Here is a 24,309-nt window from a genome sequence, read left to right as displayed (position 1 = left end):
TGCGAAGATATGAATAGAGATCTTATGGGTTAAAGTAATTCTTGTAAAAGAAATGGTGGTTATTAGCTAAATACTAAATGCTATTAAGACACGCCCTGAGAGCGAAGCAAGGTAATAGCTTCTTGCGCCGTCATCACGCCCTCATCGGTAGGGATTACCCATACCTCAACACGACTTTGTGGAGTGCTAATGTTTAACGTTAGATGCTGAGTTGCCTCTTGATTTAGCTTTTCATCTAACTCAACCCCAAGCCACGCCAGTTTTTTACAAACCGCTGACCTCAAAATAGGATCATGCTCGCCAATGCCGCCACTGAAAGAAATCAGATCGAGGCCACCGAGACAGCCAATCATAGCCCCGCCCTCGCGAATAATCTTATAAATAAATAACTCAATCGCCTCTTTAGCCAAAGGATTGGAGCTACTTCTTAGCTTTCTCATGTCCGCAGAGATGGTTGAGACCCCAAGCAAGCCACTCTTTCTATAAAGGAGATCTTGTAGCTGATCATGGGTATAGCCACGCTCGACCAAATACATCAATACACCGGCATCTAGAGAACCGCTGCGAGTCCCCATCATCAAGCCATCTAATGCAGAAAATCCCATCGTGGTCGCCACACTCTTACCATCAATGGCAGCACACAAACTTGCGCCATTACCAAGGTGAGCCATCAAAACTTTATCTCTTGCTTTGTTCGAGCTCTCCATCAACTCGCCAATAATGTACTGATACGAAATTCCATGAAAACCATAGCGGCGGACTCCTTGATCAGTAATCTCTTTAGGTAATGCTAGAGATGTTTCGAGAGTGCTCATGGTTTTATGAAAGGCGGTATCAAAACAAAGAACTTGGGGAATGTCCGGAAATACTTGAGAGAAAGCTTTCACGCCATCCAGGCTATGGGGCTGATGCAATGGCGCTAAGGCACTCATCGCCGACAATTTCTCTAGCGTCGCTGAGGTTGAAATGATGGGCTGAAAAAACTCAGCACCACCATGAACAATACGATGGGATACAGCCCGAATGGGAGGAAGATCTTTAATTCCGAGCAGTAATTCCTTGAGGTGCATTAAGGCCGCAAGAAAAGGATCTTGATCTACATCTACAAAATACTCAGCATGCTCTACCCCTTGATAGGCATAGCGTAGTTCGGTTTTTCCACCTGGCTCAAGACCCTCAAAACTGCCAGCCAAAATAGAAGGCAAGACTGCTCCATCGAGGGTTGGATAAATAGAAAACTTGAGAGATGAGGAACCAGCGTTAACGGTCAGAATTGCCATAAGAATATAAGGTAGGTGTGATGAAGCTCTTCAATAAAAAGCTAATGGTGAGAGCGCTATTAAGTTTTAGTATTTTTAAAAAATGTCACCGCAAATAAAATCAGTAAGACACAAAACCATAACAAGGACCATTCCGGAACCTGTAATCCTAAAATCGCAGGTAACTTAGCAGAACAAAGTCCATCCGCTTTAAACAACCAAGGCAAATCTTGGACCAACTGAAATTGATTGATCCAAACCTCTAGAGGGTCTATGCCGCAAGAAGCTTCTGGATGCGATAAGAGCCAGACCTGCTTACCCGCGATGATTGCTCCAGAACAAGCGGACATTACCGCCAATATGTGAAATAACTTTTTCAAAGCAGGAATGCCGGCCGCTAAAAAGCAACTGATAGCAATTCCAAGGTAGCCAATTCTTTGCAAGATGCATAGGGGGCATGGCAAAAAAGAGGTGTTCTGATAACCAAATTGCTGAAGTAAGACGGCAAAGACCACCAAGCTCAGGCAAAATAAAGAAATGAAGAGGTATTGAGTGCGGGTCATCCCTAGATGATAGCGAGATCACCCTATAAAAGACCCAAACTCAGGCTTTTATAACTAAAAGTGCATAACTTATAAGAAGTTAATTGCTAACTGAGTCATGGATAGCCCCTGCAGCAACCCAAGATTGAGGATAATTGAGGTTTAGATAACCTCAACAAGATTAAGCATTTATGGCAGCCTACAACACTGAAACCGTTCTGACCGTTCATCATTGGAATGACACCCTTTTTAGCTTTACCACCACCCGTAATAAAGGGCTACGCTTTCGCAGCGGTCACTTTTTGATGATTGGTCTTGAGGTTGAAGGTAAACCACTTGTAAGGGCATATAGTGTTGCTAGCCCCAACTACCAAGAACATCTCGAATTTTTAAGCATTAAAGTCCAGGATGGTCCACTAACATCGCGCCTGCAAAAAATTCAGGTGGGAGACCCTATCCTTGTTAGCGAAAAATCTGTTGGCACTTTAGTCATTGATGATTTAAACCCTGGCAAGCATCTTTACCTTTTTAGTACCGGCACAGGTCTCGCACCATTCATGAGCATTATTCGTGACCCAGAGACTTACGATAAGTTCGAGAATGTCGTTCTCATTCATGGTGTTCGCCTGGTCAGTGAACTTGCTTATGGCGACTACATTAAGAATGAACTGACTCAAGATGAGTATCTGGGTGAGTTGATTAGAGAAAAGCTGATCTACTACCCAACCGTAACCAGAGAAGCTTTTAAACATACCGGGCGCCTAACTACCGCCATAGAATCTGGCCAGCTATTTAAAGACATTGGCTTACCGCCATTAGACCCTGCGGTAGATAGAGCCATGATTTGCGGCAGCCCCTCCATGCTTAAGGAGACCGCTGAGATGCTGGATGCTAAAGGCTTCAAGGTATCACCAAGCCTGGGTCAACTCGGCGACTATGTATTCGAGCGCGCTTTCGTAGAGAAATAATCTAGATCTAATATATCTAAAAGTAGTTTAGTTATCGCTATATATTCCTTGCGAATATATAGCGACCTTGATACAGTGTTTCTAATGAGATCAGTTTCAAGGAGTCAAGATGTCACCCATCAGAGAGCACTACAACCCGGCCATTATTAGCCTGTTGCGTGAACACGATCAGTTGCCTCACGACAAAATCTCCGAAAGAAAAAGTTTTCAGCGCCAAATTCTTTTCTTAATGAATGCCATCAAAACTGCAGAATTTGAAACTTCATTTTCTTAAGCAGTTATTTCTAAGACATAAAAAAACCGCCTAAATAGCGGTTTTTTATTGATCTGAAAAGCACCTTGCATCAGGGCGACTTATTTTTGCATCACTTATTAATCTTCTATTTGAAAATACACTTCAGTATTTGCTTGTTTACTAGCCTGACTAATCACAACTTGATCAGCGACTTTAGATGAGGCGAAAGTTTTTTCCGTAGTCTGCAAAACAGATTTAACAACTGCATCTTGTTTGTTTTCAACTGTGTAACCCATGTCGAACTCCCCTATCTAATCTATGCCGGCGTATTTGCCTAATGAGCTTACAGAATAGGGGCTTTTCTTATACCTGAAAAGAATATATATTTCATTTACTTATATCTATTTAAATATAAGTAAAAAGAGCAAATTAAAGCCTGCATTAGCAATCAGAAGCGCTAAACAGAGCCTCTTTAAGGCATTGTCAGAAAGAGCGTGCATTCCCAAAACCCGCTGAGCAAGCCTTAAGCCAAGCCAATACGCTGGAATAGCGAAAATAAAATAGGTAAGCCAGCCTAATCCCCCACCCATCAAACTTGCAGCAATAATCGCAAATATCGAGATGCCAGAAACGAAATGGGATAACAAAGACCTCGTTCTATCGAATGCTTGATTGGTTGAATTAAGGTACAGAGCAGCTGGAGGGCCGCCAATTCCGCAGGCTCCCAACAACAAGCCTGACAAGCCACCAGCTAATCCATCTAAAGTACTAGAACTGTTGAGTCGCACATGGGGCTTAAATAACAAGTAAGCAGCGAAAAATAGAATAACTGCACTCGTCGCCGTCTTGAGTGTCACCAACGGAATAAATCTTCCCAACCAAATACCAAGCGGCAATGACACTGCAGAAAAAATTAACATCAACCAAAGTCGAGGGCGATCTTCTTGATGCACCTTCCACTGCCGGGAAAGCAATGCGCCCCCAAACACTTCAGAGCACATGACAATCGGAATCAAAAAAGGAATTGGGAAAACCCACATTAAAAGAGGCGTCATAATGAGTGCCCCTCCAAATCCGCTTAACCTTCTAATAAATCCACCAAAAACTGCCGCGACTAACAATAAGCCGATCGAGGCTAAGTTTTCAGGAATCAAACAGCCTCGCTGACATCATGTTCGCCAGCAATGAGATCACGAATCTGACGACGGATTTCTAAATAAGCAGGGGTATCTTCAACCATTCTACGAGGCTCAGGAACGCGGATAATTTCCTTCACCCTGCCAGGACGACGCGTCATCACAACAATGACATCCGAAAGATTGATAGCCTCCTCAATACTGTGGGTTACCAGTACAACTGTCTTACTTTCTTCATTTAGAATTCGGATCATTTCAGCCTGCATCATGGCGCGATTTTGCGCATCTAAGGCCGCAAAAGGCTCATCCATTAAGAGGACTGTCGGATCCACAACTAGAGCTCTTGCGATCGAGACGCGTTGACGCATGCCCCCCGAAAGTTGATGTGGGTAATGATTAGTAAATTGACTTAAGCCAACAAGCGCAGCAAAGCGAGTGACAATTTGCTTAATCTCTCCGGCATTAGTGCCTTTAATTTTTAGACCAAAAGCAATGTTGTCATACACAGTCAACCAAGGAAAGAGTGCGTAGTCCTGGAATACCATCGAGCGATCAGCGCCAGGGCCATTTACGACTTTTCCAGCGCACTCGATGCGACCGGCCGTTGGCACTTCAAACCCAGCAATTAAATTGAGTAAAGTCGTTTTCCCACAGCCGCTATGTCCCAAGATTGAGCAAAACTCATTCTTGCGGACCTCTAATGAAATGTCCTCGATTGCCAAAACTTCTTGGCCTTTGGCATGCATCGACGGATATATTTTTCGTACGTGTTCTACTTTAAGTGCTGGCATTGGATTATCTATTTGCATGTTTAATGATTAACAATACCTCTTACGCATTTAGCGCTCTAGACCACGGCATCAGTTTCTGGGCCGTATAACGAATCAATCTATCCAGGCACAGACCAATCAATCCAATAGCCAACATACCAACCAAAATGTAATCCGTTCTTAATACAGTACGCGCATCATTAATTAAGAATCCAAGACCAGAGTTAGCGCCGACCAATTCAGCCGCCACCAAAGCCATCCAACCCACCCCAAGACCAATACGAATACCGGTCACAATCTGAGGAAGGGCTGCACGCAAGACAACGCGAGTAATCACACCCCAAGAGCCGGCACCTAAACAACGTGCCGCACGAATCAGATTTGGCTCCACATTCTTAACCGCATCAATGGTATTTAAAAGAATTGGGAAGAAGATACCCAAGAAAATAATGAATTGATTCTGAGTATTGCCAACACCAAACCACAAAATACTCAGAGGAATCCAAGCAATTGGTGGGATAGGTCGCAAAATTTCTACGATCGGATCCACTTGCTCATTGACCCATTTAAAACACCCCATCACGATTCCCAGAGGAATCGCGACAGAGGCATAACAAAAAGCAATAAATTCTCTGGATAAGCTATCGAACAAATGTTTCCAAATTTCGCCAGATTTCATTAATTCGAAACCGCCTTGTGCCACCCCCGAAGGAGGCGGCAATAAGGTAGATTCTGTTTTATCCAGAATAAACCGACTGGCATACTCCCAAGCGGCAAGCAAAATGACCAGTAAAGCTAGGCGACGAAATTGCTTGAAAAAATGAATGATTGGCATAGCGCTTTATTTTTTATAAACCTTACCGTCAAAAGACCAATCTCTGGTGAGGTCGCCTTTTTCCGGGAAGGCCTGAGGCTTAGAAGTATTCAATGGATTCATATACATTGGGTAAGGCGTTTTATCCATTGGTGCAGACCAAGTAGATGGTAAGAATGGAGGACGAGTAATCGTTGCCCAACCCAATTTCTCAAAAGTCTTATCCATAAAGCGTGTATCAACGGCGCGGGCAAAATCAATGCCCGTTAGCTTATTCTGAATACGCTTGTTTTCATAAAGCCATGTGTAGATCGGCTCATTTGCACGACCCCAGAAAACTGGAATAGGGTAAATATAATTCGGTTTATACAAGAGGTTGTAGGCAGAAATTTGCTGACGCAAGATTTCTTTTGAATAATTCTTTAGATTTGGATCTTCCTGCATAACGTCTACAGCAGCATCTGGATTCTTTCTAATCCAAAGTGTTGCTTCTGCAATTGCATCGGTAAATGCCTGAACGACGTCGGGCGCATTATCAATCACTTCTTGGCGCACGTAGAAAGTTCCCTCATAAATATTGTAGGGATAGCTGTCGCTAATAATTCTGGCGTTCTTGCGCTCCTTGGACATGATGGTCGGGGTTGGGTCCCAAGGCACCACTGCATCAATACCCTTAGGCATCGCCATTTGCTCACCCGGAGGCATATTTTTCAGGATGATGTCTTTACCAATCTCAATACCGTTGGCTTTCGCTGCAGCTTGAATATAGAATTCGGCAGAGGAGCCGGTCACAATACCAATAGTGGCTGGAGGATTTGATCCCTTGAAGTCTTTAAAGGATTTGATTTTGGAGTCCAACGGCACCAATACCGCATGCATCAAATTAGTATTAATCACCGCAATCGTTTTAACGGGAATATTTTTATCAATCAATGAAGTAAATGGGAAATTGCCACCATTACCGAACTGGAATCGACCAGAGATGATCACTTCATTGATTGCTGGCCCAGATGGAAATGCTTGTAATTTTGATTCAATACCGCGCTTGGCCAAGAGACCTTTTTTATCCATCACCAAGTTAATCGTATTTTGACCTGACCATGGTGGCTGAAATGCGATCTGCAACGGCCACCAACCTTTTTCTTTGAGCCAGGCTACAGACTTAGCTGAAACCTTTTCATCAGCGCCTTCTGGCCATCCATAGTCATTGAATTTAGTGGCGTTTTGAGCCATTGATAGCATTGGAGCGCCCGATAACATGGCGACAGCGAGTACTGAAAAGATACGGCGTGATGCGCTAAATTGTTTCATTACGATCTCCTTGAGAATGGAACTTCTTAGATCTAATATAAAAAGCAAAGGTCAAAAAAACTAACTGCTGAAGCTTAACTCTATACCGCCCAACTTGGTTCTAATTTTTCTATATTCTTTTTTCATAACTAAATACTTCACCAACTCGGTAAAGGGCTGTAAAGCAGGCCCCTGCTTCAAAGCTTCCTGAGCACCATCTCTTAATCCTAATGCAAGATTTTCAGGATAAAAAGCATGCAAACTCAACTGCTCCTTACTTACTGAGCGCCCCCATTTTTTTCTTAATCCAGATAACGCAGGCTCAATCAACTCCCCAGGCCTACGAGAGGCGTCGTAATCTACGTTGGCACGATTCATTACCTCAGCACTGGGAGTGCCAGCCAATCTTCCGTAGTGACCCTTGAGATATAACTTAACCTCATCAGGAATCGTTTTATAACGTTCACCCTGCATCACATTTAGAACAGCTTGCGTCACGATATATTGGGCAAATGGGCTGACCAGAATGGGATAACCCAAGTCTTCGCGAACTCTGGCCGTCTCTTCAAGAATCTCAGATTCTCTATGAGAAATGCCCATTGTGGCCAACTGAGCACGTAGATTAGAAATCATCCCGCCAGGGATTTGATGTTCATATAAAGCTGGATCGTAACTGGCCTTCTCTCCGCGAGCAAAATTGTCACGCGCACAAATCCAATCGAAGTATTCATTCACTTTTTGCAAAGCAGCGCGATTCATCTTTGGTGCACGACCTAGTTTCTGTGCGCTAGCATATACATCTAGCACTGAAGGCAAGGAAGCACCATTCGCTAAACAGTCAGTTGCGACATATCCATAAGCAAATCCAGCCTTGATAGCCTCTTCGTATACCAATGGAGCCAAACCAGATTGGCAATGAGAATGTAATTTAATCGGGATACCAGTGGCTGCAGAGACTACCGCAGGGAAAAGTGTTGCAGCCCGATCGGGAGTAAGTAAGCCTGTTGGGTCTTTTACCGAAATAAAATCGACACCTAGCTTTACCAACTCACGTGTGCGAGCAATAAAGTAAGCATCATCATGCACAGGGCTTAAGGCATAAGTCAACATGGCATTGATCAACATGCCATATTTTTTACCTGCCTTAACAGAGGATTCAATATTGCGGTTATCGTTCAGCGCATCGTAAACAGTAAGCACTCTCACGCCAGACTGGGCTAATAACTCCACATTCAACTCAACTACGTCATCCGGGAATAACTCAAACGTATAAATACTTTGGCCACGTGTTAATGCATCTGTTGGCGTGCTGAGTTGCTTACTCAAAAACTCCATACGCTTCCATGGGTCTTCACGCAAGAATCGCACCATCACATCGAATACAGCTCCGCCCAATATATTGATGTAGCCATAGCCAGCCTGATCTATATCAGCCAAGGCTGGATACATATGGGGAGTAGTCATACGGGTAGACCAAAGGCACTGATGCGCATCGCGCAAAGTGACATCAATCATTTCGAATGGCGTCTTCTTAGTCATCACGCAAGCTCAATCACCATCAGAGGCTGCCCAACTTCGATCGTTGCGCCATCCTCCACTAGAATCCTAGACACCTTACCAGCGCACTCTGCAGGAATCGTGTTGAGTAATTTCATTACCTCGACAATGCATAGGTCCGTAGTAGGCGTAACGCTATCACCCACCTCAACAAATGGCGGAGAGCTTGGGCTTGGCCGACGATAAAAAGTACCGATCATTGGACTCACAATCATGCGCTCTGAAGATGAAATAGTCAGTGCCGCATTAGGTGCCGGAGCAGTAATAGGGCTTGGAGCTAACACAGCAACTGGGGAGGCAGCGTAAGCGACCGGAGCGGAAACATTTGGAGTCCCCACGGAAATCTCAATCTCAAATTCTTCAGTCTTATAACCAAAGGTCGTAAACGTACCCGCGTCCTTGATGAGGGCAACAATTTCCTTTACCTGCTTCATTGTGAATTCAGGAGGGGTCTTCACCTTGGTTGCAGCTTTTGTTGCTGGAACTTTTTTAGAAGTCTTTGGGTTTGCTTTCGCTTTGGAGGCGACTTTCTTTTTTGTTTGCACTGTCTCGTATTTTTAGTTAATATTTTCTCTAATGAAATTTAAAGTATCATCAGATGAAATGCTTTAAGGGTAAACACTTAAAAATGCAAAAATCCTCAAAAAATCCTTAATAAATGCCGCAAAAACTCTCCCGCATCACTCCTCCAGCCGAAATATTGGAAGAATCCGCCAAATCCAGCATGGCGGAAAAGGTGCTGCTCATTCTGGAGACAATTGCGCAATCAGAATTTCCGCTTACCCTTGAGACCATATCGACTGGCACTGACTTAGCTAAGCCCACTGTATTTAGATTACTCAACACATTAGTTACACAAGGATTTATTGAGCGCGATCCCAATGGCAGGCGTTTTCAACCCAGTGCAAAACTCAGAATTTTAGGAATCAATATTCTCTCGGTGGACTCGATCCGGTCACAACGCGTAGCAGTAATGAAACGTCTTGTAGAAGAAATTGGTGAAACTTGTAACTTCAATATTTTGGATGGCAACAAGGTGATGTATCTAGATCGTGTTGAAACAAGCGCGCCTATTAGACTTCACGTAGATCTAGGTATGCGCGTTCCGCTTCACTGCACTGCTAGTGGAAAATTATTTCTCTCAGGCATGACTGAATTGCAGGTTCAGCGCTCACTTGGGAATGAGCCTTTTGAAACTTATACGCCCAGAACCATTACTACTTACGATAAATTATTTTCTGAGCTGGAAAATATTCGTCAAAATGGCTACGCCCTTGATGAATCGGCCTTCCTGGAGGGTTTCATTGGTATCGCTGTACCAGTAATTAACTCTAAACAGAAAACCTTTGCGACGATTACGGCTCATGGTCCCGCGCCGCGCATGCAAGAAAAATCTATTGATTTTTATATCAACCCTTTAAAACGCGCTGCGCAAGATATCCAAAGCAGCCTATCTGAAACTAGCAATTAATTTCTTGGAATTTATATGAGCACACCAGTAATCATCACAGTAGCAATGACCGGAGCGATTCCTAGAAAAAAGGATTGCCCAGGTTTGCCAGTAACCACTAGCGAGCAGATTGAAGAAACTCAAAAGGCTTTTGAAGCAGGCGCTTCTCTTGCACACATTCATGTGCGCAATCCTGATGAAACCCCAAGCTCTGATCCTGATTTATATGCAAAGGTACAAGAAGGTATACAGAAATATTGTCCAGGAATGATTGTTCAATTCTCTACCGGTGGTAGAGGTCGTGATCAAGCGGCACGTGGCGGTATGCTATTTCACCGACCTGATATGGCTTCCCTAGCAACCGGATCAGTCAACTTCCCAACCGGTATCTATGAAAACCCACCAGAATTTGTAGATGGCCTCGCAAGTGAGATGCTTAAATATGAGATCAAGCCAGAAATTGAGATTTTCGATCTGGCCATGCTCTACAACGCGGCAAATCTGATTGAACGCGGACTCCTAAAGGCGCCGGCTCACGTGCAATTTGTGATGGGCATCCCAAATGCAATGCCAGCGAGACGTTCGATTCTAGAATTTCTCATTTCAGAATTAAAAGCCGTGATGCCCGATGCCACTTGGACTGCAGCAGGTATTGCACGTCATCAGCTCACGGTAAATGAATGGACACTTGAATTAGGTGGCCACGTTAGAACCGGGTTGGAGGACAATACTCGCTTTGATAAAACTCGTGCAGCAAAAGATAATGCAGAGCTTGTTGCGCGCTTAGCTGAAATAGCCCCTAGATATAACCGAACAGTTGCAACGCCAGCACAAGCTCGCGAAATCTTAGGATTAAGAAAGCACTAATCAGCATGTCAAACGCATCGTTCGATTACATTGTTGTTGGCGGGGGATCATCTGGTTGTGTTTTGGCTAATCGCCTCTCAGAAGATCCTAAAAATTCCGTTTGCCTTATTGAGGCTGGGCCTAAGGACCGCTCTCCTTGGATTCATCTACCAATTGGTTACGCAAAAACGATGTGGGACCCAAAACTCAATTGGAAATTTCAGACCGAGCCTGATACCGGCGTGAACAATCGACAAATTTATTGGCCCAGAGGAAAGACATTAGGTGGCTCTAGCTCAATCAATGGCTTAATTTTTATTCGCGGCCAGAAAGAAGATTACGACACTTGGCGTGATCTCGGTAATCCAGGTTGGGGTTGGGATGACGTACTACCCTACTTTAAAAAAGCAGAAGGTAATGATCGCTTGGGCGAGCCATTACATTCAAAAACTGGACCATTAAAAGCTTCCTCTATTCCAAAGAAGCATCCTTTGGTTGAGGCATTCAAAAAGACGGCTAATGCTTTAGGAGTGCCAGAGACAGATGACTTTAATAACTTAACGCAAGAAGGCGTTGGTTACTATCAACTCACAACCCACAAAGGCTTTCGTTGTAGCACTGCCGTTGCTTACTTAAAGCCCGCTAAGAAACGCAGTAACTTAAAGATCCTGACAGATAGCCAGGTTTGCAAAGTTATTTTTGAAAATAAAAAAGTCGTTGGGGTTGAGCTCATTCGCAACGGCGTTAAGAGTGTCGTCCATGCAAACAAAGAGGTTATTCTTAGCGCTGGTGCCATTCTCAGTCCACAGCTCCTGCAGCTATCCGGAGTGGGCCCAGCTCAACTACTACAAGAATTTAATATCCCTGTTGTACAAGATTTGCCAGGGGTCGGAGAAAACTTACAAGACCATCTGCAGCACCGCCTCATTTATGAACTAAACCAACCCATCTCCACCAACGACCAACTCTCATCTTGGTTTGGGCAATTAAAAATGGGATTGGATTGGCTGCTTTTCCGTGGTGGTCCACTGTCTATTGGCATCAATCAAGGCGGCCTCTTTACACGAGTCATGAAAGACTCTAAAACGCCTGATATTCAATTTCATTTGGCAACACTTTCTGCTGAAATGGCTGGAGGCAAGGTGCATCCATTTTCTGGATTCACCATGTCAGTATGTCAATTACGACCAGAATCTCGAGGTCACGTCCGCATTCAATCTTCGGACCCACTTGTGCCGCCAAAAATGTTAGCCAACTATATGTCGACACCTTACGACCGCGATATCAGCATTGCGGCAGTCAAGTACGCCAGAAAAATTGCGCGGACTGAACCACTGAGATCCCTTGTGGTCAGAGAGGTCAAGCCTAATAACCCACAATCGGATAAAGAAATCTTAGAGTTTTGCCGCAACAATGGTGCAACGATTTTCCATCCTACTGGCACATGTCAAATGGGTCCGGATAGCGATCCAATGGCAGTACTTGATTCCTCTTTAAGAGTTAAAGGTGTACAAGGCTTGAGAGTGGTTGATTGCTCTGCAATGCCAACACTTCCCTCAGGCAATACCAATTGGCCCGCAGTAATGCTCGCTGAAAGAGCCTCGGACCTTATTCTAGGAAAGATTTAATCTCCCTAATGCATTTCTTTATCTTTTCATTAATTGGGGTGATGACAGGCTTGCTAATGGCCCTTTTTGGTATCGGTGGCGGTGCATTTATTGTTCCGGCATTAGACGCTGCTTTTTTAGCAGTGCCCAATTCTGCTCATCCGCCTTTTCAACTGATAGTGATTGGTAGCTTATGCACTATTGTTATAGGATCCCTACCGCGCGCTATTAAAGTTTTAATTGGCGATAAAAATGAACGTAGCATTGCAAGGTTATTAATACTCAGCGCGCTTCCATTCATATTGCTAGCCAGCCTAGCAGCCACTCAATTGGCTGATCAAGCGCTGCGCCTAGGGTTTTCTGGGACGATTGTTTTAATTGGACTATGGACTCTCTTTGGCAAAAATCCATCGAGCAAATCAGCTGCCGTTCCTGTTAAGCCCAGCACTTACAAACTCATTACTGTAGGGGCCATTTCAGGCATATCATCAGCATTGTTTGGTCTCGGCGGCGCAACCCTTTTGATGCCGCTCCTAACAATGTGGGTTGGATTGCCGATTGCAATTTGCGTTGATATTTCGATTCTATTTGTATCAGCCACTTCCATTGTGAGCCTCACTACCCTCAGTTCAGCCTGGGTAGGAATTCATGGGGCAGATAGCATCGACAGCACAATATTAATTTTGATACTCATTCTGGGGATAAGTGCCGCATTGACACAGACTCTCGCATCAGGAAAATTAGTCAAAATGAAGGATGGTTTAAGGCAGCGCTTACTAGGGTGCTACCTCGTAAGTCTAGGGATCTGGGTAATTGCCCGCTCGCTTAACTAAACTGCTTTAGGAATAACATCGATCAGCTTTAAGCGCTGAACCTTGCCAGATGGCCCCCGCGGTAGATCTTCCATAAAGAGAATAATCTTTGGCGTTCTGAATTTACCTAATTCTTTTAGGCAAAATTCGCGCATTTCTTCTTCGGAACAAGTAGTGCCTAGTTTGAGAACAATGCACACCATAATCTCTTGGCCATAATTACTATCAGGAATACCCACTGCTGCTGCATCCAATACTGCAGGATGCTTTAGGACAGCCTCATCGATTTCGCGGGGGGCAATATTTTCTCCGCCTTTAATAATGAGCTCCTTCAGGCGGCCGGTGATGAAATAAAAACCATCATCATCACGCATTCCAAGGTCGCCAGTCTTAAGCCATCCTTCACTATCAAAAGCCTTCGCAGTTTCTGTTTCTGCTTTGTAATAGGCATTGAGTACATTACCGCCACGTAAGCAAATTTCACCGACGGCATTGTTTCCCAGCGGATTGCCTTCTGGATCAATGACCTTTGCCTCTACCCCGCAAGGTTGGCCTGGGCTGCCATAGCGTCGGCTTTCATCATGGGGATTACAAAAAACCATGGAGGCTGACTCTGTCATGCCCATGCCTTCAATGACGGTAATTCCAAACAGCGCCTCGAATTCACGATGATGCTCAGGGGGTAAGGGAGCAGAAGCAGATCGACCAAATCGAATCGATTTCAACTCCTCGCGACTCGGTAATGCACCACCACTCTTGGCTGCATTAATTAAATACGCAATGATGGTTGGGACCATATTGATCCATGTGCAGTGGTATTGAATGGCCAAGCTCCACCAATTCTTTACAGAGAATGAATGTGGAGCCACAACAGATCCACCAGATACAAACGGAGTGATAGTAGAAATTACCTGGCCATTAATATGATAAATCGGCAAAGAGCTCAACACAACATCCGCCTGCGTCAATGAATGCCATGCGGCCATAGATCGAGCGGCATGCAATAAATTGGCGTGAGTTAACAAGACGCCCTTAGGTGTGCCTGTCGTACCTGAGGTATACATTAAGAGTGCAGATCGTGAAGACTTAACCGCAGGTAATGTTCCAGAAGCGCATTGCATGAATGGTCCTGCGGCAGCATCTGGGTCAAGCTCCACTAACAGGAACTTTCTTTTGGTTTTTTCAATGGCCAAAAATAGACTTTGCTTCTTGTCAGGCGAGTAAAACAACACTTCAATATCACTATGATCCAAGACCCAAGCCAGTTGATCCGTGGGGGCCAATAGATTTAAAGGGGTAATCACGCGACCACAAGACATGGTTGCCAGAAATACCGTGCTGGTCTGACGCCCGTTTTGCATAAACAAGCCAACGTGACCCTGCTCACTAATGTCTTGTTGCTCTAACCAAGTTGAAAAGTGGCGCGCTTCTATTGCAAGTTGCCCATAACTTAGAGCAGCCCCAATCTCAGGCGCAAATAGAAATGATTTATCTGGCTGTACCGCCTCCCAGTGCAGTAGTACCTCACCCAAACTCTTGCAAGCTACGGTCATCTTTAAACTAGATCTGTGGAAAGCGGCTGAAATATTCTTTCAACAAATCCTCTACCTTGGGCACATGCTCAGGGATTGGCCTAACCACTCTCGTGATGTTCATATAGTGGCGATAATTCATATTCTCAGAGAAATTATTCTTCCCCCAGGTACCGCAACCCATGGATAAAGAAAAAGGTAGGCCATTTTCAAAGCTACCGCCCGTTGCAATCGCATGGGCCTGATTCACAATGATTCTAGCTACTGGCAATTGCTGCGCTAGCGCTGCAGCCCTTGCTTCCTGTATGTCACCGCTTTGCGCAGTATGCAAGCCAACAGAATGTCCAGCACCTTGGTATGCATATACATTAGCAATTAATTGTTTAGCTGCCTCAAAGTCGGCAGCCTTCCAAACCGTTAACACCGGACTGAGTTTTTCACCAGAAAATGGCGCATCCGGCCCATAACCCTGCTCCTCAACCATAAAAAATTTGGCTGATTTTGCTTTTGGATTCTGTAATTGAGCGCGCTCTGCAATAATGGCTGGGCTTTGAGCAGTAAGTGTTGAGGTCAACTTGCCATTTTGGAACATGACATCTTCTAGACGTTTCTTATCAGCCGCATCCAACATCAAGCCACCTGCTGCCTCAAGAGCACCAATAGCCTGATCGTAAATCTGAGCACAAATGATCGCCCCATTTTCACTTGAGCAACTTGTAGCGTTGTCGAATGTTTTGGACTGCAGTATTTTGTTAGCCGCGCTAGCAAGATCCGCATACTCATCAATGATCACCAGCACATTGCCTGCGCCGACCCCAAAAGCAGGTGTACCGCAAGTATATGCAGCACGAATATTAGATTGAGAGCCTGTAGCAACTACCAGATCAACCAAACGCATTAACTCATTCGTAGAGTCTTTAGTGATTGGCGATGGCAACATCTGCACTAAATCGCGAGGTGCTTTCACTTGATCTAGCTGGTGATGAACAAACTCCAACAGACGCGCACAGGTTGACTGCCCTTTTGGAGAGGGCGCAATAATGACTGCATTACGGCATTTCAAGGCATTCAAAATTTTGTTAATTGGGGTTGCGCCAGGGTTAGTTGAGGGCGTGATAGCTGCCACTACACCGACTGGGCGAGCATATTCTGTAAGTCCCGTTTTTAAATCCTCCGAAATAATCCCCACTGTTTTGGCGTAACTTAAGTCGCGCACTAAACCTAAGGTTTTTCTAAAGTTCTTCTTAAATTTATCAGCCACATCCCCAAGACCAGTATCTGTGACGGCCAGTTCTGCTAACTCTTGATTACGCTTTGGCTCCAATATTGACCAAGCTACAGCCTCGACCACTAAATTAACCTGTGCCTGGGTGTACTGCTCATATATTTTTTGAGCTGCACGTCCGCGCTCAACAATAGTTTCTACTGGCGTCATCATTTATCTTTTTATCTTTGCTAATGAATTTGATTCTTCAGATTTACTAAAACTTATTCAGCCTTGATGCTGGCATCCTTCGTTACTTTTTTCCACTTAACCAATTCTGCTTTCACAATTGCACCCAATTGCGCAGGAGTACTACCCACCGCTTCAGCACCTTGTCCTAATAATTTTTCTTTTATAGCTGGCTCAGACAATACTTTGATAGTGGCCTTATTGAGAGTCTCAACAATGGCACTTGGTGTACCTGCAGGCACAAACATGGCATACCAAGAATCAACTTCGTAGTCTTTAAAACCAAGCTCAACCATGGTTGGAACATCCGGGAACATTGGTGAACGCTTCACGGTGGATACCGCTAGAGCCCTAAGCTTTCCGGTCTTAACGTAGTTAGCAGCAGCTGGAATAGAAACCCACAACAAAGGAACTTGTCCAGCAATCACATCGGTAATTGCTGGGCCACCACCACGATAAGGTATGTGCATCATGTTTACACCAGCAGAGCCTGCCATCATTGCACCTGCCAAATGACCAGGAGAGCCATTGCCCACTGAAGCATAAGAAACTGCATCAGGTTTAGCCTTCGCCATTTGAATCACATCCTTAACTGACTTCACTGGGAAATCAGGATTGGCTACCAATATTTGTGGAAGCGAGGCCACCAAAGATACTGGCAAAAAGTCTTTTTCAGTATCAAATGCCAACTTTGGATAAATGGCAGGGTTAATAGTATGCGAAGAGAGGGTGAACAAAACGGTATAACCATCCGCCGCAGATTTTGCAGCAATGTCGGTTCCGATTGAGCCGCCAGCGCCGCCGCGATTATCAATGATGATTTGCTGGCCAAGGGCCTGACTTAAGGGCTCTTGCATGATGCGGGCAATAACATCAGTACCCCCACCCGGTGGGTAAGGAACGATAAATTTAATAGGTTTGCTTGGCCAAGCTTGTGCTTGAGCAAACTGTACCAAACCAAGCGAGCCCGTTAAGGCTAGGACCATCGACAGAAAAGCGCCTAATAGATTGCTTCTACGCATACCCAATCTCCTGTTAAAACTGCTATTGGGCCTATCTTAGCCCTTATTTGCCATCTCTTGAAGCATAAATGATCTTATTCAACGGAACAAGTTGTTTCGTATAAGTAAAAATACTAACATTTTCCCTAGAAATTACAACCTTGTTCTATTAGAATGAACAAAACGACACATTTCATGAGATTTAACACTTATGCTTGAATTAGACCCTATCGAACAGCTAGATATCGCCAAAAAGGATAATTCTGGCGAAAACTCTTCCATGCTGAAGGGTGTGGTGATTTTGGAGGCCTTGGCCGGATTGCAACAGCCCGCCACCTTAGCTCAGCTTATGCAAATTACTGGCATGCCAAAAGCATCCCTGCATAGAACATTAGCTATTTTCGAAGAGGCAGGCTTGGTAGCACGAGAGCCTGGGGGACGTACCTACGCTCCTGGTGAACGCCTTTCACATTTAGCAATGTCGACACTAACGCACGACACTGTCTCAGCCATACGCCACACTATTCTTCGTGGCTTAGTAGCTGATCTTGGTGAGACTTGCAACCTGGCAGTCTTAAGGCGTGGCGAACTTTTTTATTTGGATCGTGTTGAGGCGAATTGGGCTTTACGTCTGCACCTCCCACCCGGAACAGTACTGCCCCCACATTGCAGCGCCAGCGGAAAATTACTACTCGCCTACAAGCCTGTAGAGGAACGTACTAAGATTTTAGAAAATCTTCCGCTTGAGCAATTTACTCATAGAACCATTACAGATCGTCACTTATTGGAATCTGAAATGGAGCGAATTGTTAGTACTGGTTATGCGGTAGATAATGAAGAGTATGTATTAGGGGTCTCTTGCGTAGCTGTGCCGGTAAGAGATTCGATCGGCGAGGTAGTGGCAGCTATTGCTGTCCATGCGGCAACCGCAAGACTCCCATTAAATCAAGCGATGGAGCATATTCCTAAGTTAAAAGAAGCGTCTGAGCGCATCTCTCAAACTCTTTCCTAATCAGCACTGCATCACGGAAATCTTGGGGAATATCTAATCATGAAATACCCGCTCTTAGAAAAAATGATTGATGAGGCTAAGAGTGATTTACCTCTTGGAGTGGTCTACCCACTGAGCGCGCCAGCATTGGAAACTGTTTTTGATCTCATCAAACGTCAGTTGTGCACGCCTATCCTAATAGGCCCCAAAAAAGATATTGAAGAGCTGGCTGCCATTGAACGACTCCCTTTAGATGGTATACAAATTGTCGATACACCCAAAGATCCCATCTTAGCAACCAAGAAGGCTGTTGAGATGGTTAAAGAAGGGAAGTTGGCAGTTTTGATGAAGGGGTCTTTACATACCGAAGATCTGATGGGCCCGATTGTGAGTCGCGATGGACTGCGCACCGATAAACGCGTCAGCCATCTTTTCTTATTTGAACTTGCGCGTTATCACAAGCTACTGGGCGTCACAGACGCAGTGGTAAATATTGCGCCTAACGCTCAACTCAAAAGAGAAATTCTTGCCAACAGCTTAGATGCCTTAAAAAGATTAAGCATCAGCAATGTCAAAGTAGCCATTATTGCTGCCACCGAAGTCATCAACCCAGCAATGTCATCAACTACGGATGCGAAAGAAATTGTCGATGAGCATATTGCTCATCCTATTTTTCCAGACACCATCATTGAAGGCCCCTTTGGATTTGATAACGCGATTTCAGCTCAGTCAGCAAGAACCAAGGGCATTTATTCCAAGGTTGCCGGGGATCCAGATCTCTTGTTGATGCCAGATTTACAGGTCGGCAATATTCTCTACAAGTCCTTTGTTTATATGGCTGGCGCCGAATGCGCCGGAACCATTTTAGGTGCTCAAGTTCCCATCACCCTAACATCCAGATCTGATTCTGTTTTTTCTAGAGTGGCCTCTACAGCGATGGCTATTCTTCTTGCTAAAAATCCTCAATAGTTGAGAAGGCTATGTTCAAAATATTTTCTAGTGACCCAGTGCATGACCCCGTCAATAAACAAGCGCCAGCAACTGAGATAAAAAAGACCACCTGCTACATGTGTGCCTGTCGTTGTGGTATCCGGGCGCATTTACGTGACGGTAAATTGGTGTATATCGATGGCAATCCTGAGCACCCATTGAATCAAGGCGTCATTTGCGCCAAAGGCTCCTCAGGAATCATGAAACAAAATTCTCCTGCACGCATTACGCAACCACTGTTGCGAAAAGCGGGTAGTGAAAGAGGCAATGGCGAGTTTGAACCCATCAGTTGGGAAAAAGCATTTGAAATCCTGACTGAGCGTCTTGCTAAAATTCGTGCTACTGATCCAAAGAAATTCGCCCTCTTTACTGGCCGCGACCAGATGCAAGCTCTCACAGGTTTATTTGCAAGACAGTTTGGTACACCTAACTATGCAGCTCATGGCGGTTTCTGCTCAGTCAATATGGCTGCCGGGATGATCTACACCATTGGTGGAAGCTTTTGGGAATTTGGTGGTCCCGATTTAGATCAGGCGAAGTTGTTTGTGATGATTGGCACAGCTGAAGATCACCATAGCAATCCAATGAAGATTGCTTTATCCAAATTTAAACGGGCTGGCGGTCGCTTTATCTCAATCAATCCGGTGAGAACTGGATATTCTGCAATTGCAGATGAATGGATTCCAATTAAACCCGGTACAGATGGGGCACTCTTCATGGCTTTGATGCATGAACTGATTCGTCTTGAGAAATATGACGCTCCTTTCTTAAAGCGCTTTAGTAATTCTGCTCAATTGGTATGCATGGACTCAGGTCCAGAGGAAGGTTTGTTTTTATATGATCCTGACTCTGATCCAATTAACTTAGATTTACCTCATAACAAATACATTTGGGATGAAAAATCCCAAAGTGCGAAACCTTGTTTTGCACAAGGCACATCACCTGCTCTATTAGGTGAATATGTCATGGGGCCAGGACCACACCAAGGAAAAAAAGTAGTCCCTTCATTTGAGCTTCTTAAGCGACAAGTAAGTGAAACTACACCAGAGTGGGCTGCAGCCATTACTAGCATTACAGCAGAACGGATTCGCAAGCTTGCTCTGGAGATGGCCGATACCGCCTTTGGTCAAGAATTTGAGTTACCCATTCAGTGGACAGATTCTTGGGGTGAAAAGCATGAGTCTGTCACTGGCAGACCAGTTGCTTTCCATGCAATGCGTGGACTCTCAGCACACTCCAATGGATTCCAAACCACGCGTGGCTTAGCAGTACTAATGTCTTTACTGGGAACCATTGATCGCCCAGGCGGCTTTAGACATAAAGCGCCTTACCCACGTCAAGTTCCACCAAATGCAAAGCCACCGTCTTCCGAGAATGACATTAAACCTAATACGCCTTTGGCCAAACCTCCTCTTGGATGGCCAACACAACCAGAAGATCTGGCATTAGATTCTGATGGCAAGCCATTGCGCATTGATAAGGCTTATTCATGGGAGCATCCTTTAGCAGCTCATGGATTGATGCACAACGTAATCACTAATGCAGTGAAAGGCGACCCCTACTCCATTGATACGCTCATGATCTTCATGGCCAATATGTCTTGGAACTCCACCATGAATACGATGGAAGTTCGCGAACATCTCAATGCTAAAAATGATGATGGCGAATTTAAGATTCCATTCTTGGTAGTTTGTGATGCATTCCAGTCGGAGATGGTCGACTTTGCTGACTTAGTGCTCCCAGACACTACTTATCTAGAGCGTCATGATGTCATGAGTATGCTCGACAGACCTATTTCTGAATTTGATGGTCCAGTCGACTCTGTTCGCATCCCTGTTCTGGAGCCATTAGGGGAATGTAAGCCATTCCAGGAAGTATTGATTGAGCTGGCATCCCGCTTAAAGTTCCCTGCATTCACTACGCCGGAAGGGGATCGTAAGTTTAAGGATTATCCCGACTTTATTACTCGCTTCCAAACCACACCAGATTCAGGCATTGGCTTCTTAAGCGGTTGGCGCGGAAAAGATGGTGATAAATCATTGCGCGGTGAACCGAATCCTAATCAGTGGCAAAAATATGCCGAGAATAATTGCGTTCATCAATATCACACGCCTCCTGAGCATCAGTACATGCGCAACTGGAACAAAGGGTATTTAGATTTCTCCAAAGACAATGCTCTACGTCAGAAAAATGATCCGATCATGATCGCAATCTACTCAGACATATTGCAACGCTTTCGCTTGGCGGCAACTGGCAAACGTCCTGGCGCCCAACCGCCAGAGCATCTGAAAGCACGAATCTTCAAATATTTTGATCCACTGCCTTTCTGGTACCCACCACTTGAGGATGAAGCTACAGATCTTACTAAATTTACCCTCAATGCAATTACCCAGCGCCCGATGGCGATGTACCACTCATGGGATTCACAAAATGCGTGGCTACGACAAATTCATAGCCATAACTATCTATACGTCAATACTGCTACTGCACTTAAAAGCGGCATTGCAGATGGCGCCTGGATGTGGATTGAATCCCAGTGGGGCAAGGTCAGGTGTATGGCAAGACACTCAGAAGCTGTTGATCCTGGAACAGTATGGACCTGGAATGCTATTGGTAAAGCAGAGTCAGCCTGGAGTTTGACTAGTGATGCAGATGAATCTAAAAAAGGCTTTTTATTAAATCACCTCATCTCAGAAGAGCTTCCGTTGGGAGGCTTCACTGTTAGCAATTCTGATCCAATTACTGGTCAAGCAGGATGGTATGACGTCAGAGTGCGATTGGCGCCTGCAGATGAAAATGAACCCAAAGAAACCTGGCCACAAGTAAAGGCATTTGAAGTTCCTGGAATGGCCCTCAAAAAATCGGGGGAGACTAAATGAGCAAAAAAAATAAACAACTCGCTCTCGTTATTGATCTTAATGTTTGCGTGGGATGTCACGCTTGTGTGACTTCATGTAAAGAGTGGAACACCTCTGGATCAGCAGGCCCCCTCACCGATCTAAATGCCTATGGCGCCAATCCGAGCGGCACTTTTTTTAACCGAGTACAAACTTTTGAGGCGGGAACCTTCCCGAACACCCAAACAGTTCACTTTCCTAAATCATGCTTGCATTGCGAAGAGCCGCCCTGCGTTCCTGTTTGCCCTACCGGTGCGAGCTATAAGCGCAAAGAGGATGGGATTGTGCTGGTCGATTATGACAAGTGCATTGGTTGCAGCTATTGCTCTTGGGCATGTCCTTATGGCGCTCGAGAGCTGGATCAAGAACGTCAAGTGATGACCAAGTGCACACTCTGTGTGGATCGCATCTATAGTGAGACTTTGCCAGAGTCCGAGAAAAAACCCGCCTGTGTTCTAGCCTGCCCTACTAGCGCACGTATCTTTGGAGATGTTCATGATCCAGAGTCTGCTGCTAGCAAAGCGATAGAGGAACGCTCAGGTTATGCACTCATGCCTGAATGGGAAACCCAGCCTGCCAATCACTATTTACCGCGCTCCATTATGGAAACTATTGATGCGGCAAGGAATGACAAATAATGCGCCCACAATTTTCAATCATTTTCTTTACCACCCTAGCTGGAATGGCACAGGGTCTGTTATTTTTCATTGCCCTATCGTATTTATATAGCCAAGCAATTCCTATTGCCTTTCTGACTAACCTTGCTCTGCCTATTGCCTTTGCTCTCCTTAGCCTAGGCTTGATAGCGTCGTTTTTTCACCTGGGTCACCCTGAGCGAGCATGGCGTGCTGCCATGATGTGGAGAACCTCCTGGCTATCCAGAGAAGTGATTGCCTTGCCAGCACTCATGGCAGTGACTCTCGTGATTTACTTTTGTGCAACAAATGGCGAAGTCCCAAAATGGCTTTGGATAGACCTTCTCATCTGCACACTGGCTCTTTGGATCTGCACCGCCAAGATCTATCAATGCATACGCTTTATACAAGAATGGTCGCATCCATCTACCATCGCTAACTTCATCCTCCTTGGATTGGGATCGGGATTGATTTTGTTGGAGTTGCTGATTGCTTTATGGGGCGACTCCGCAACACAGATCATTGATGCGCCACTATCAATGCTTGCCCTCTTGCTACTATTCCTGTCTTTTAATCTAAAGCTTTGGATTTGGAAGCGCAATCAGGACCTAAAACCGAAGTCTAATCTCTCTACAGCAACCGGCATCAAAGGTAGCAATATTCGTCAAACCTCAATGGGTTTAATGGGCGGAAGTTTTAATACCCGCGAATTCTTTCATCACCAAACAGATCGCGTCATTGCCAATCTTCGTAAAATTATCTTGCTGTGCGCCTATGTAATACCAATGATATTGATGGCATATACCATTACCATTCCAAGCACTTTGATAATTGCCTTGGCATTACTGATCAATTACCTAGGCTTGCTTGCTGAAAGATGGATGTTCTTTGCAGAAGCAAATCATCCACAGAACTTGTATTACCAAAGAGTCTCTTAAGTACGCCTGATGCATATGGATCAATTTGCCGAACAACTGATTCATGGCAGAACCCATATATCGCCCAAAAGATTGGGCGATCCAGGCCCAAGCCCCGCAGAGAAAGAAACCATTCTCTTGGCAGCCAATGCCGCCCCTGATCACGGCAGAATGGTTCCATGGCGCTTCATCGAGATCCAGGAAAGTAGTCGCGCCGCCCTAGGAGAAGTATTCCACCAGTGCCTGCTAGATCGCGATCAGAACGCTACCTCGATACAACAACAAGAGGCGCGTGACAAAGCATCCCGTGGCCCACTACTGCTACTGGCCATTGCCAACTACCGAGATGCAAATGACGATATTAGTAAACAAGAGAAGCTAGTTTCCCTTGGATGCGCCATCCAAAATATTCTTCTGAGTGCTTATGCCTTTGGCTTTGGCTCTGGACTATCTAGCGGCAGAGCTTTGCAAAGTGGTCGTATCCGAGAGTTATTCCAACTCACAAAGGATGAGGAACCGATTTGCTTCATTACGATTGGTACCGTCCAAAAAAATAAGCCCGGTCGTATTCGACCGAGCTTATCTGAGTACCACTCTATTTTTTAAG

24 protein-coding genes are annotated in these 24,309 nt (G+C 45.0%); 12 read left to right on the top strand and 12 right to left on the bottom strand.

The features are described from left to right. Positions 1 to 83 precede the first annotated feature (83 nt). Together ICN44_RS08625 and ICN44_RS08620 are read right to left on the bottom strand one after the other, a co-directional pair. A complete protein-coding gene (locus ICN44_RS08625) occupies positions 84 to 1,280 on the bottom strand; it encodes an acetate/propionate family kinase (RefSeq protein ID WP_216263553.1) in 1,197 nt (398 codons plus the stop codon). 59 nt (positions 1,281 to 1,339) lie between these two features. Then, positions 1,340 to 1,822, bottom strand: a complete 483-nt coding sequence (locus ICN44_RS08620) for a disulfide bond formation protein B (protein ID WP_216263552.1) — start codon at positions 1,820 to 1,822, stop codon at positions 1,340 to 1,342. A gap of 170 nt (positions 1,823 to 1,992) precedes the next feature. Between ICN44_RS08620 and ICN44_RS08615 the strand changes: the two genes are divergently transcribed. Both ICN44_RS08615 and ICN44_RS08610 read left to right on the top strand, forming a co-directional pair. Continuing rightward, positions 1,993 to 2,769 (top strand): ferredoxin--NADP reductase, encoded by a 777-nt coding sequence (locus ICN44_RS08615; protein WP_216263551.1) that lies wholly within the window; start codon positions 1,993 to 1,995, stop codon positions 2,767 to 2,769. A 109-nt stretch (positions 2,770 to 2,878) separates the two neighbouring features. Continuing rightward, the gene (locus tag ICN44_RS08610; protein ID WP_216263753.1) at positions 2,879 to 3,043 is read left to right on the top strand and encodes a hypothetical protein; all 165 of its coding nucleotides are present in this window, start codon (positions 2,879 to 2,881) and stop codon (positions 3,041 to 3,043) included. Positions 3,044 to 3,141: 98 nt separating this feature from the next. Here the strand turns inward: ICN44_RS08610 and ICN44_RS08605 are convergent, their stop codons facing one another. The 7 genes from ICN44_RS08605 to accB form a co-directional block, all read right to left on the bottom strand. After that, positions 3,142 to 3,300, bottom strand: coding sequence for a hypothetical protein (locus tag ICN44_RS08605; protein ID WP_216263550.1), 159 nt, complete (start codon positions 3,298 to 3,300; stop codon positions 3,142 to 3,144). Between the two features lie 105 nt (positions 3,301 to 3,405). After that, positions 3,406 to 4,125 carry a sulfite exporter TauE/SafE family protein gene (locus tag ICN44_RS08600; protein ID WP_255537571.1) on the bottom strand — a complete coding sequence of 240 codons (720 nt, stop codon included), beginning with the start codon at positions 4,123 to 4,125 and terminating at the stop codon, positions 3,406 to 3,408. A 29-nt stretch (positions 4,126 to 4,154) separates the two neighbouring features. Continuing rightward, positions 4,155 to 4,949, bottom strand: a complete 795-nt coding sequence (locus ICN44_RS08595) for an ABC transporter ATP-binding protein (protein ID WP_216263548.1) — start codon at positions 4,947 to 4,949, stop codon at positions 4,155 to 4,157. 22 nt (positions 4,950 to 4,971) lie between these two features. Further along, positions 4,972 to 5,745, bottom strand: a complete 774-nt coding sequence (locus tag ICN44_RS08590; protein ID WP_216263547.1) for an ABC transporter permease — start codon at positions 5,743 to 5,745, stop codon at positions 4,972 to 4,974. A 6-nt stretch (positions 5,746 to 5,751) separates the two neighbouring features. Continuing rightward, the gene (locus ICN44_RS08585; RefSeq protein ID WP_216263546.1) at positions 5,752 to 7,035 is read right to left on the bottom strand and encodes an ABC transporter substrate-binding protein; all 1,284 of its coding nucleotides are present in this window, start codon (positions 7,033 to 7,035) and stop codon (positions 5,752 to 5,754) included. 60 nt (positions 7,036 to 7,095) lie between these two features. Further along, entirely contained in the window at positions 7,096 to 8,553 is a 1,458-nt protein-coding gene (locus ICN44_RS08580; RefSeq protein WP_216263545.1) for a pyruvate carboxylase subunit B, read from the bottom strand. Then, positions 8,553 to 9,116, bottom strand: a complete 564-nt coding sequence (gene accB / locus ICN44_RS08575; protein ID WP_216263544.1) for an acetyl-CoA carboxylase biotin carboxyl carrier protein — start codon at positions 9,114 to 9,116, stop codon at positions 8,553 to 8,555. Before accB ends, ICN44_RS08580 begins: the two co-directional genes overlap by 1 nt. Before the next feature lie 113 nt (positions 9,117 to 9,229). On the opposite strand from accB, the gene ICN44_RS08570 reads away from it, so the two are divergent. Genes ICN44_RS08570 through ICN44_RS08555 form a run of 4 tightly spaced genes read left to right on the top strand, consistent with a single transcriptional unit; the run spans position 9,230 to position 13,307 of the window. Further along, positions 9,230 to 10,042: an IclR family transcriptional regulator gene (locus ICN44_RS08570; protein ID WP_216263543.1), complete on the top strand. Its 813-nt coding sequence runs from the start codon at positions 9,230 to 9,232 to the stop codon at positions 10,040 to 10,042. A gap of 15 nt (positions 10,043 to 10,057) precedes the next feature. Beyond that, complete coding sequence (locus ICN44_RS08565) at positions 10,058 to 10,888, top strand: 3-keto-5-aminohexanoate cleavage protein (protein WP_216263542.1); 831 nt, start codon at positions 10,058 to 10,060, stop codon at positions 10,886 to 10,888. A 5-nt stretch (positions 10,889 to 10,893) separates the two neighbouring features. Further along, complete coding sequence (locus ICN44_RS08560) at positions 10,894 to 12,495, top strand: GMC family oxidoreductase (RefSeq protein ID WP_216263541.1); 1,602 nt, start codon at positions 10,894 to 10,896, stop codon at positions 12,493 to 12,495. Positions 12,496 to 12,536: 41 nt separating this feature from the next. After that, positions 12,537 to 13,307 carry a sulfite exporter TauE/SafE family protein gene (locus tag ICN44_RS08555; protein WP_216263540.1) on the top strand — a complete coding sequence of 257 codons (771 nt, stop codon included), beginning with the start codon at positions 12,537 to 12,539 and terminating at the stop codon, positions 13,305 to 13,307. Here the strand turns inward: ICN44_RS08555 and ICN44_RS08550 are convergent. Genes ICN44_RS08550 through ICN44_RS08540 form a run of 3 tightly spaced genes read right to left on the bottom strand, consistent with a single transcriptional unit; the run spans position 13,304 to position 17,293 of the window. After that, the gene (locus ICN44_RS08550; RefSeq protein ID WP_216263539.1) at positions 13,304 to 14,839 is read right to left on the bottom strand and encodes an AMP-binding protein; all 1,536 of its coding nucleotides are present in this window, start codon (positions 14,837 to 14,839) and stop codon (positions 13,304 to 13,306) included. The genes ICN44_RS08555 and ICN44_RS08550 overlap by 4 nt on opposite strands. 7 nt (positions 14,840 to 14,846) lie before the next feature. Continuing rightward, the gene (locus ICN44_RS08545; protein ID WP_216263538.1) at positions 14,847 to 16,256 is read right to left on the bottom strand and encodes an aldehyde dehydrogenase family protein; all 1,410 of its coding nucleotides are present in this window, start codon (positions 16,254 to 16,256) and stop codon (positions 14,847 to 14,849) included. A gap of 50 nt (positions 16,257 to 16,306) precedes the next feature. Continuing rightward, positions 16,307 to 17,293: a tripartite tricarboxylate transporter substrate binding protein gene (locus tag ICN44_RS08540; RefSeq protein WP_216263537.1), complete on the bottom strand. Its 987-nt coding sequence runs from the start codon at positions 17,291 to 17,293 to the stop codon at positions 16,307 to 16,309. A gap of 190 nt (positions 17,294 to 17,483) precedes the next feature. On the opposite strand from ICN44_RS08540, the gene ICN44_RS08535 reads away from it, so the two are divergent. Genes ICN44_RS08535 through ICN44_RS08510 form a run of 6 tightly spaced genes read left to right on the top strand, consistent with a single transcriptional unit; the run spans position 17,484 to position 24,308 of the window. Beyond that, a complete protein-coding gene (locus ICN44_RS08535; RefSeq protein WP_216263536.1) occupies positions 17,484 to 18,284 on the top strand; it encodes an IclR family transcriptional regulator in 801 nt (266 codons plus the stop codon). Between the two features lie 39 nt (positions 18,285 to 18,323). Then, positions 18,324 to 19,232: a bifunctional enoyl-CoA hydratase/phosphate acetyltransferase gene (locus ICN44_RS08530; protein WP_216263535.1), complete on the top strand. Its 909-nt coding sequence runs from the start codon at positions 18,324 to 18,326 to the stop codon at positions 19,230 to 19,232. 11 nt (positions 19,233 to 19,243) lie between these two features. Further along, complete coding sequence (locus ICN44_RS08525; RefSeq protein WP_216263534.1) at positions 19,244 to 22,132, top strand: molybdopterin oxidoreductase family protein; 2,889 nt, start codon at positions 19,244 to 19,246, stop codon at positions 22,130 to 22,132. Next, positions 22,129 to 22,788 (top strand): 4Fe-4S dicluster domain-containing protein, encoded by a 660-nt coding sequence (locus ICN44_RS08520; RefSeq protein ID WP_216263533.1) that lies wholly within the window; start codon positions 22,129 to 22,131, stop codon positions 22,786 to 22,788. Before ICN44_RS08525 ends, ICN44_RS08520 begins: the two co-directional genes overlap by 4 nt. Further along, on the top strand, positions 22,788 to 23,723 hold the full coding sequence (locus ICN44_RS08515; RefSeq protein WP_216263532.1) for a DmsC/YnfH family molybdoenzyme membrane anchor subunit: 936 nt from the start codon (positions 22,788 to 22,790) through the stop codon (positions 23,721 to 23,723). The genes ICN44_RS08520 and ICN44_RS08515 overlap by 1 nt, the downstream gene beginning before the upstream one ends. Before the next feature lie 15 nt (positions 23,724 to 23,738). Then, the gene (locus ICN44_RS08510) at positions 23,739 to 24,308 is read left to right on the top strand and encodes a nitroreductase (RefSeq protein WP_216263531.1); all 570 of its coding nucleotides are present in this window, start codon (positions 23,739 to 23,741) and stop codon (positions 24,306 to 24,308) included. Position 24,309: the final 1 nt, after the last annotated feature.

It is taken from the genome of Polynucleobacter sp. JS-Fieb-80-E5, assembly GCF_018882015.1.
Lineage (GTDB): Bacteria > Pseudomonadota > Gammaproteobacteria > Burkholderiales > Burkholderiaceae > Polynucleobacter.
The sequence above is the reverse complement of the archived record's forward strand: the minus strand, read 5'-3'. Positions and strand labels throughout refer to the sequence as shown.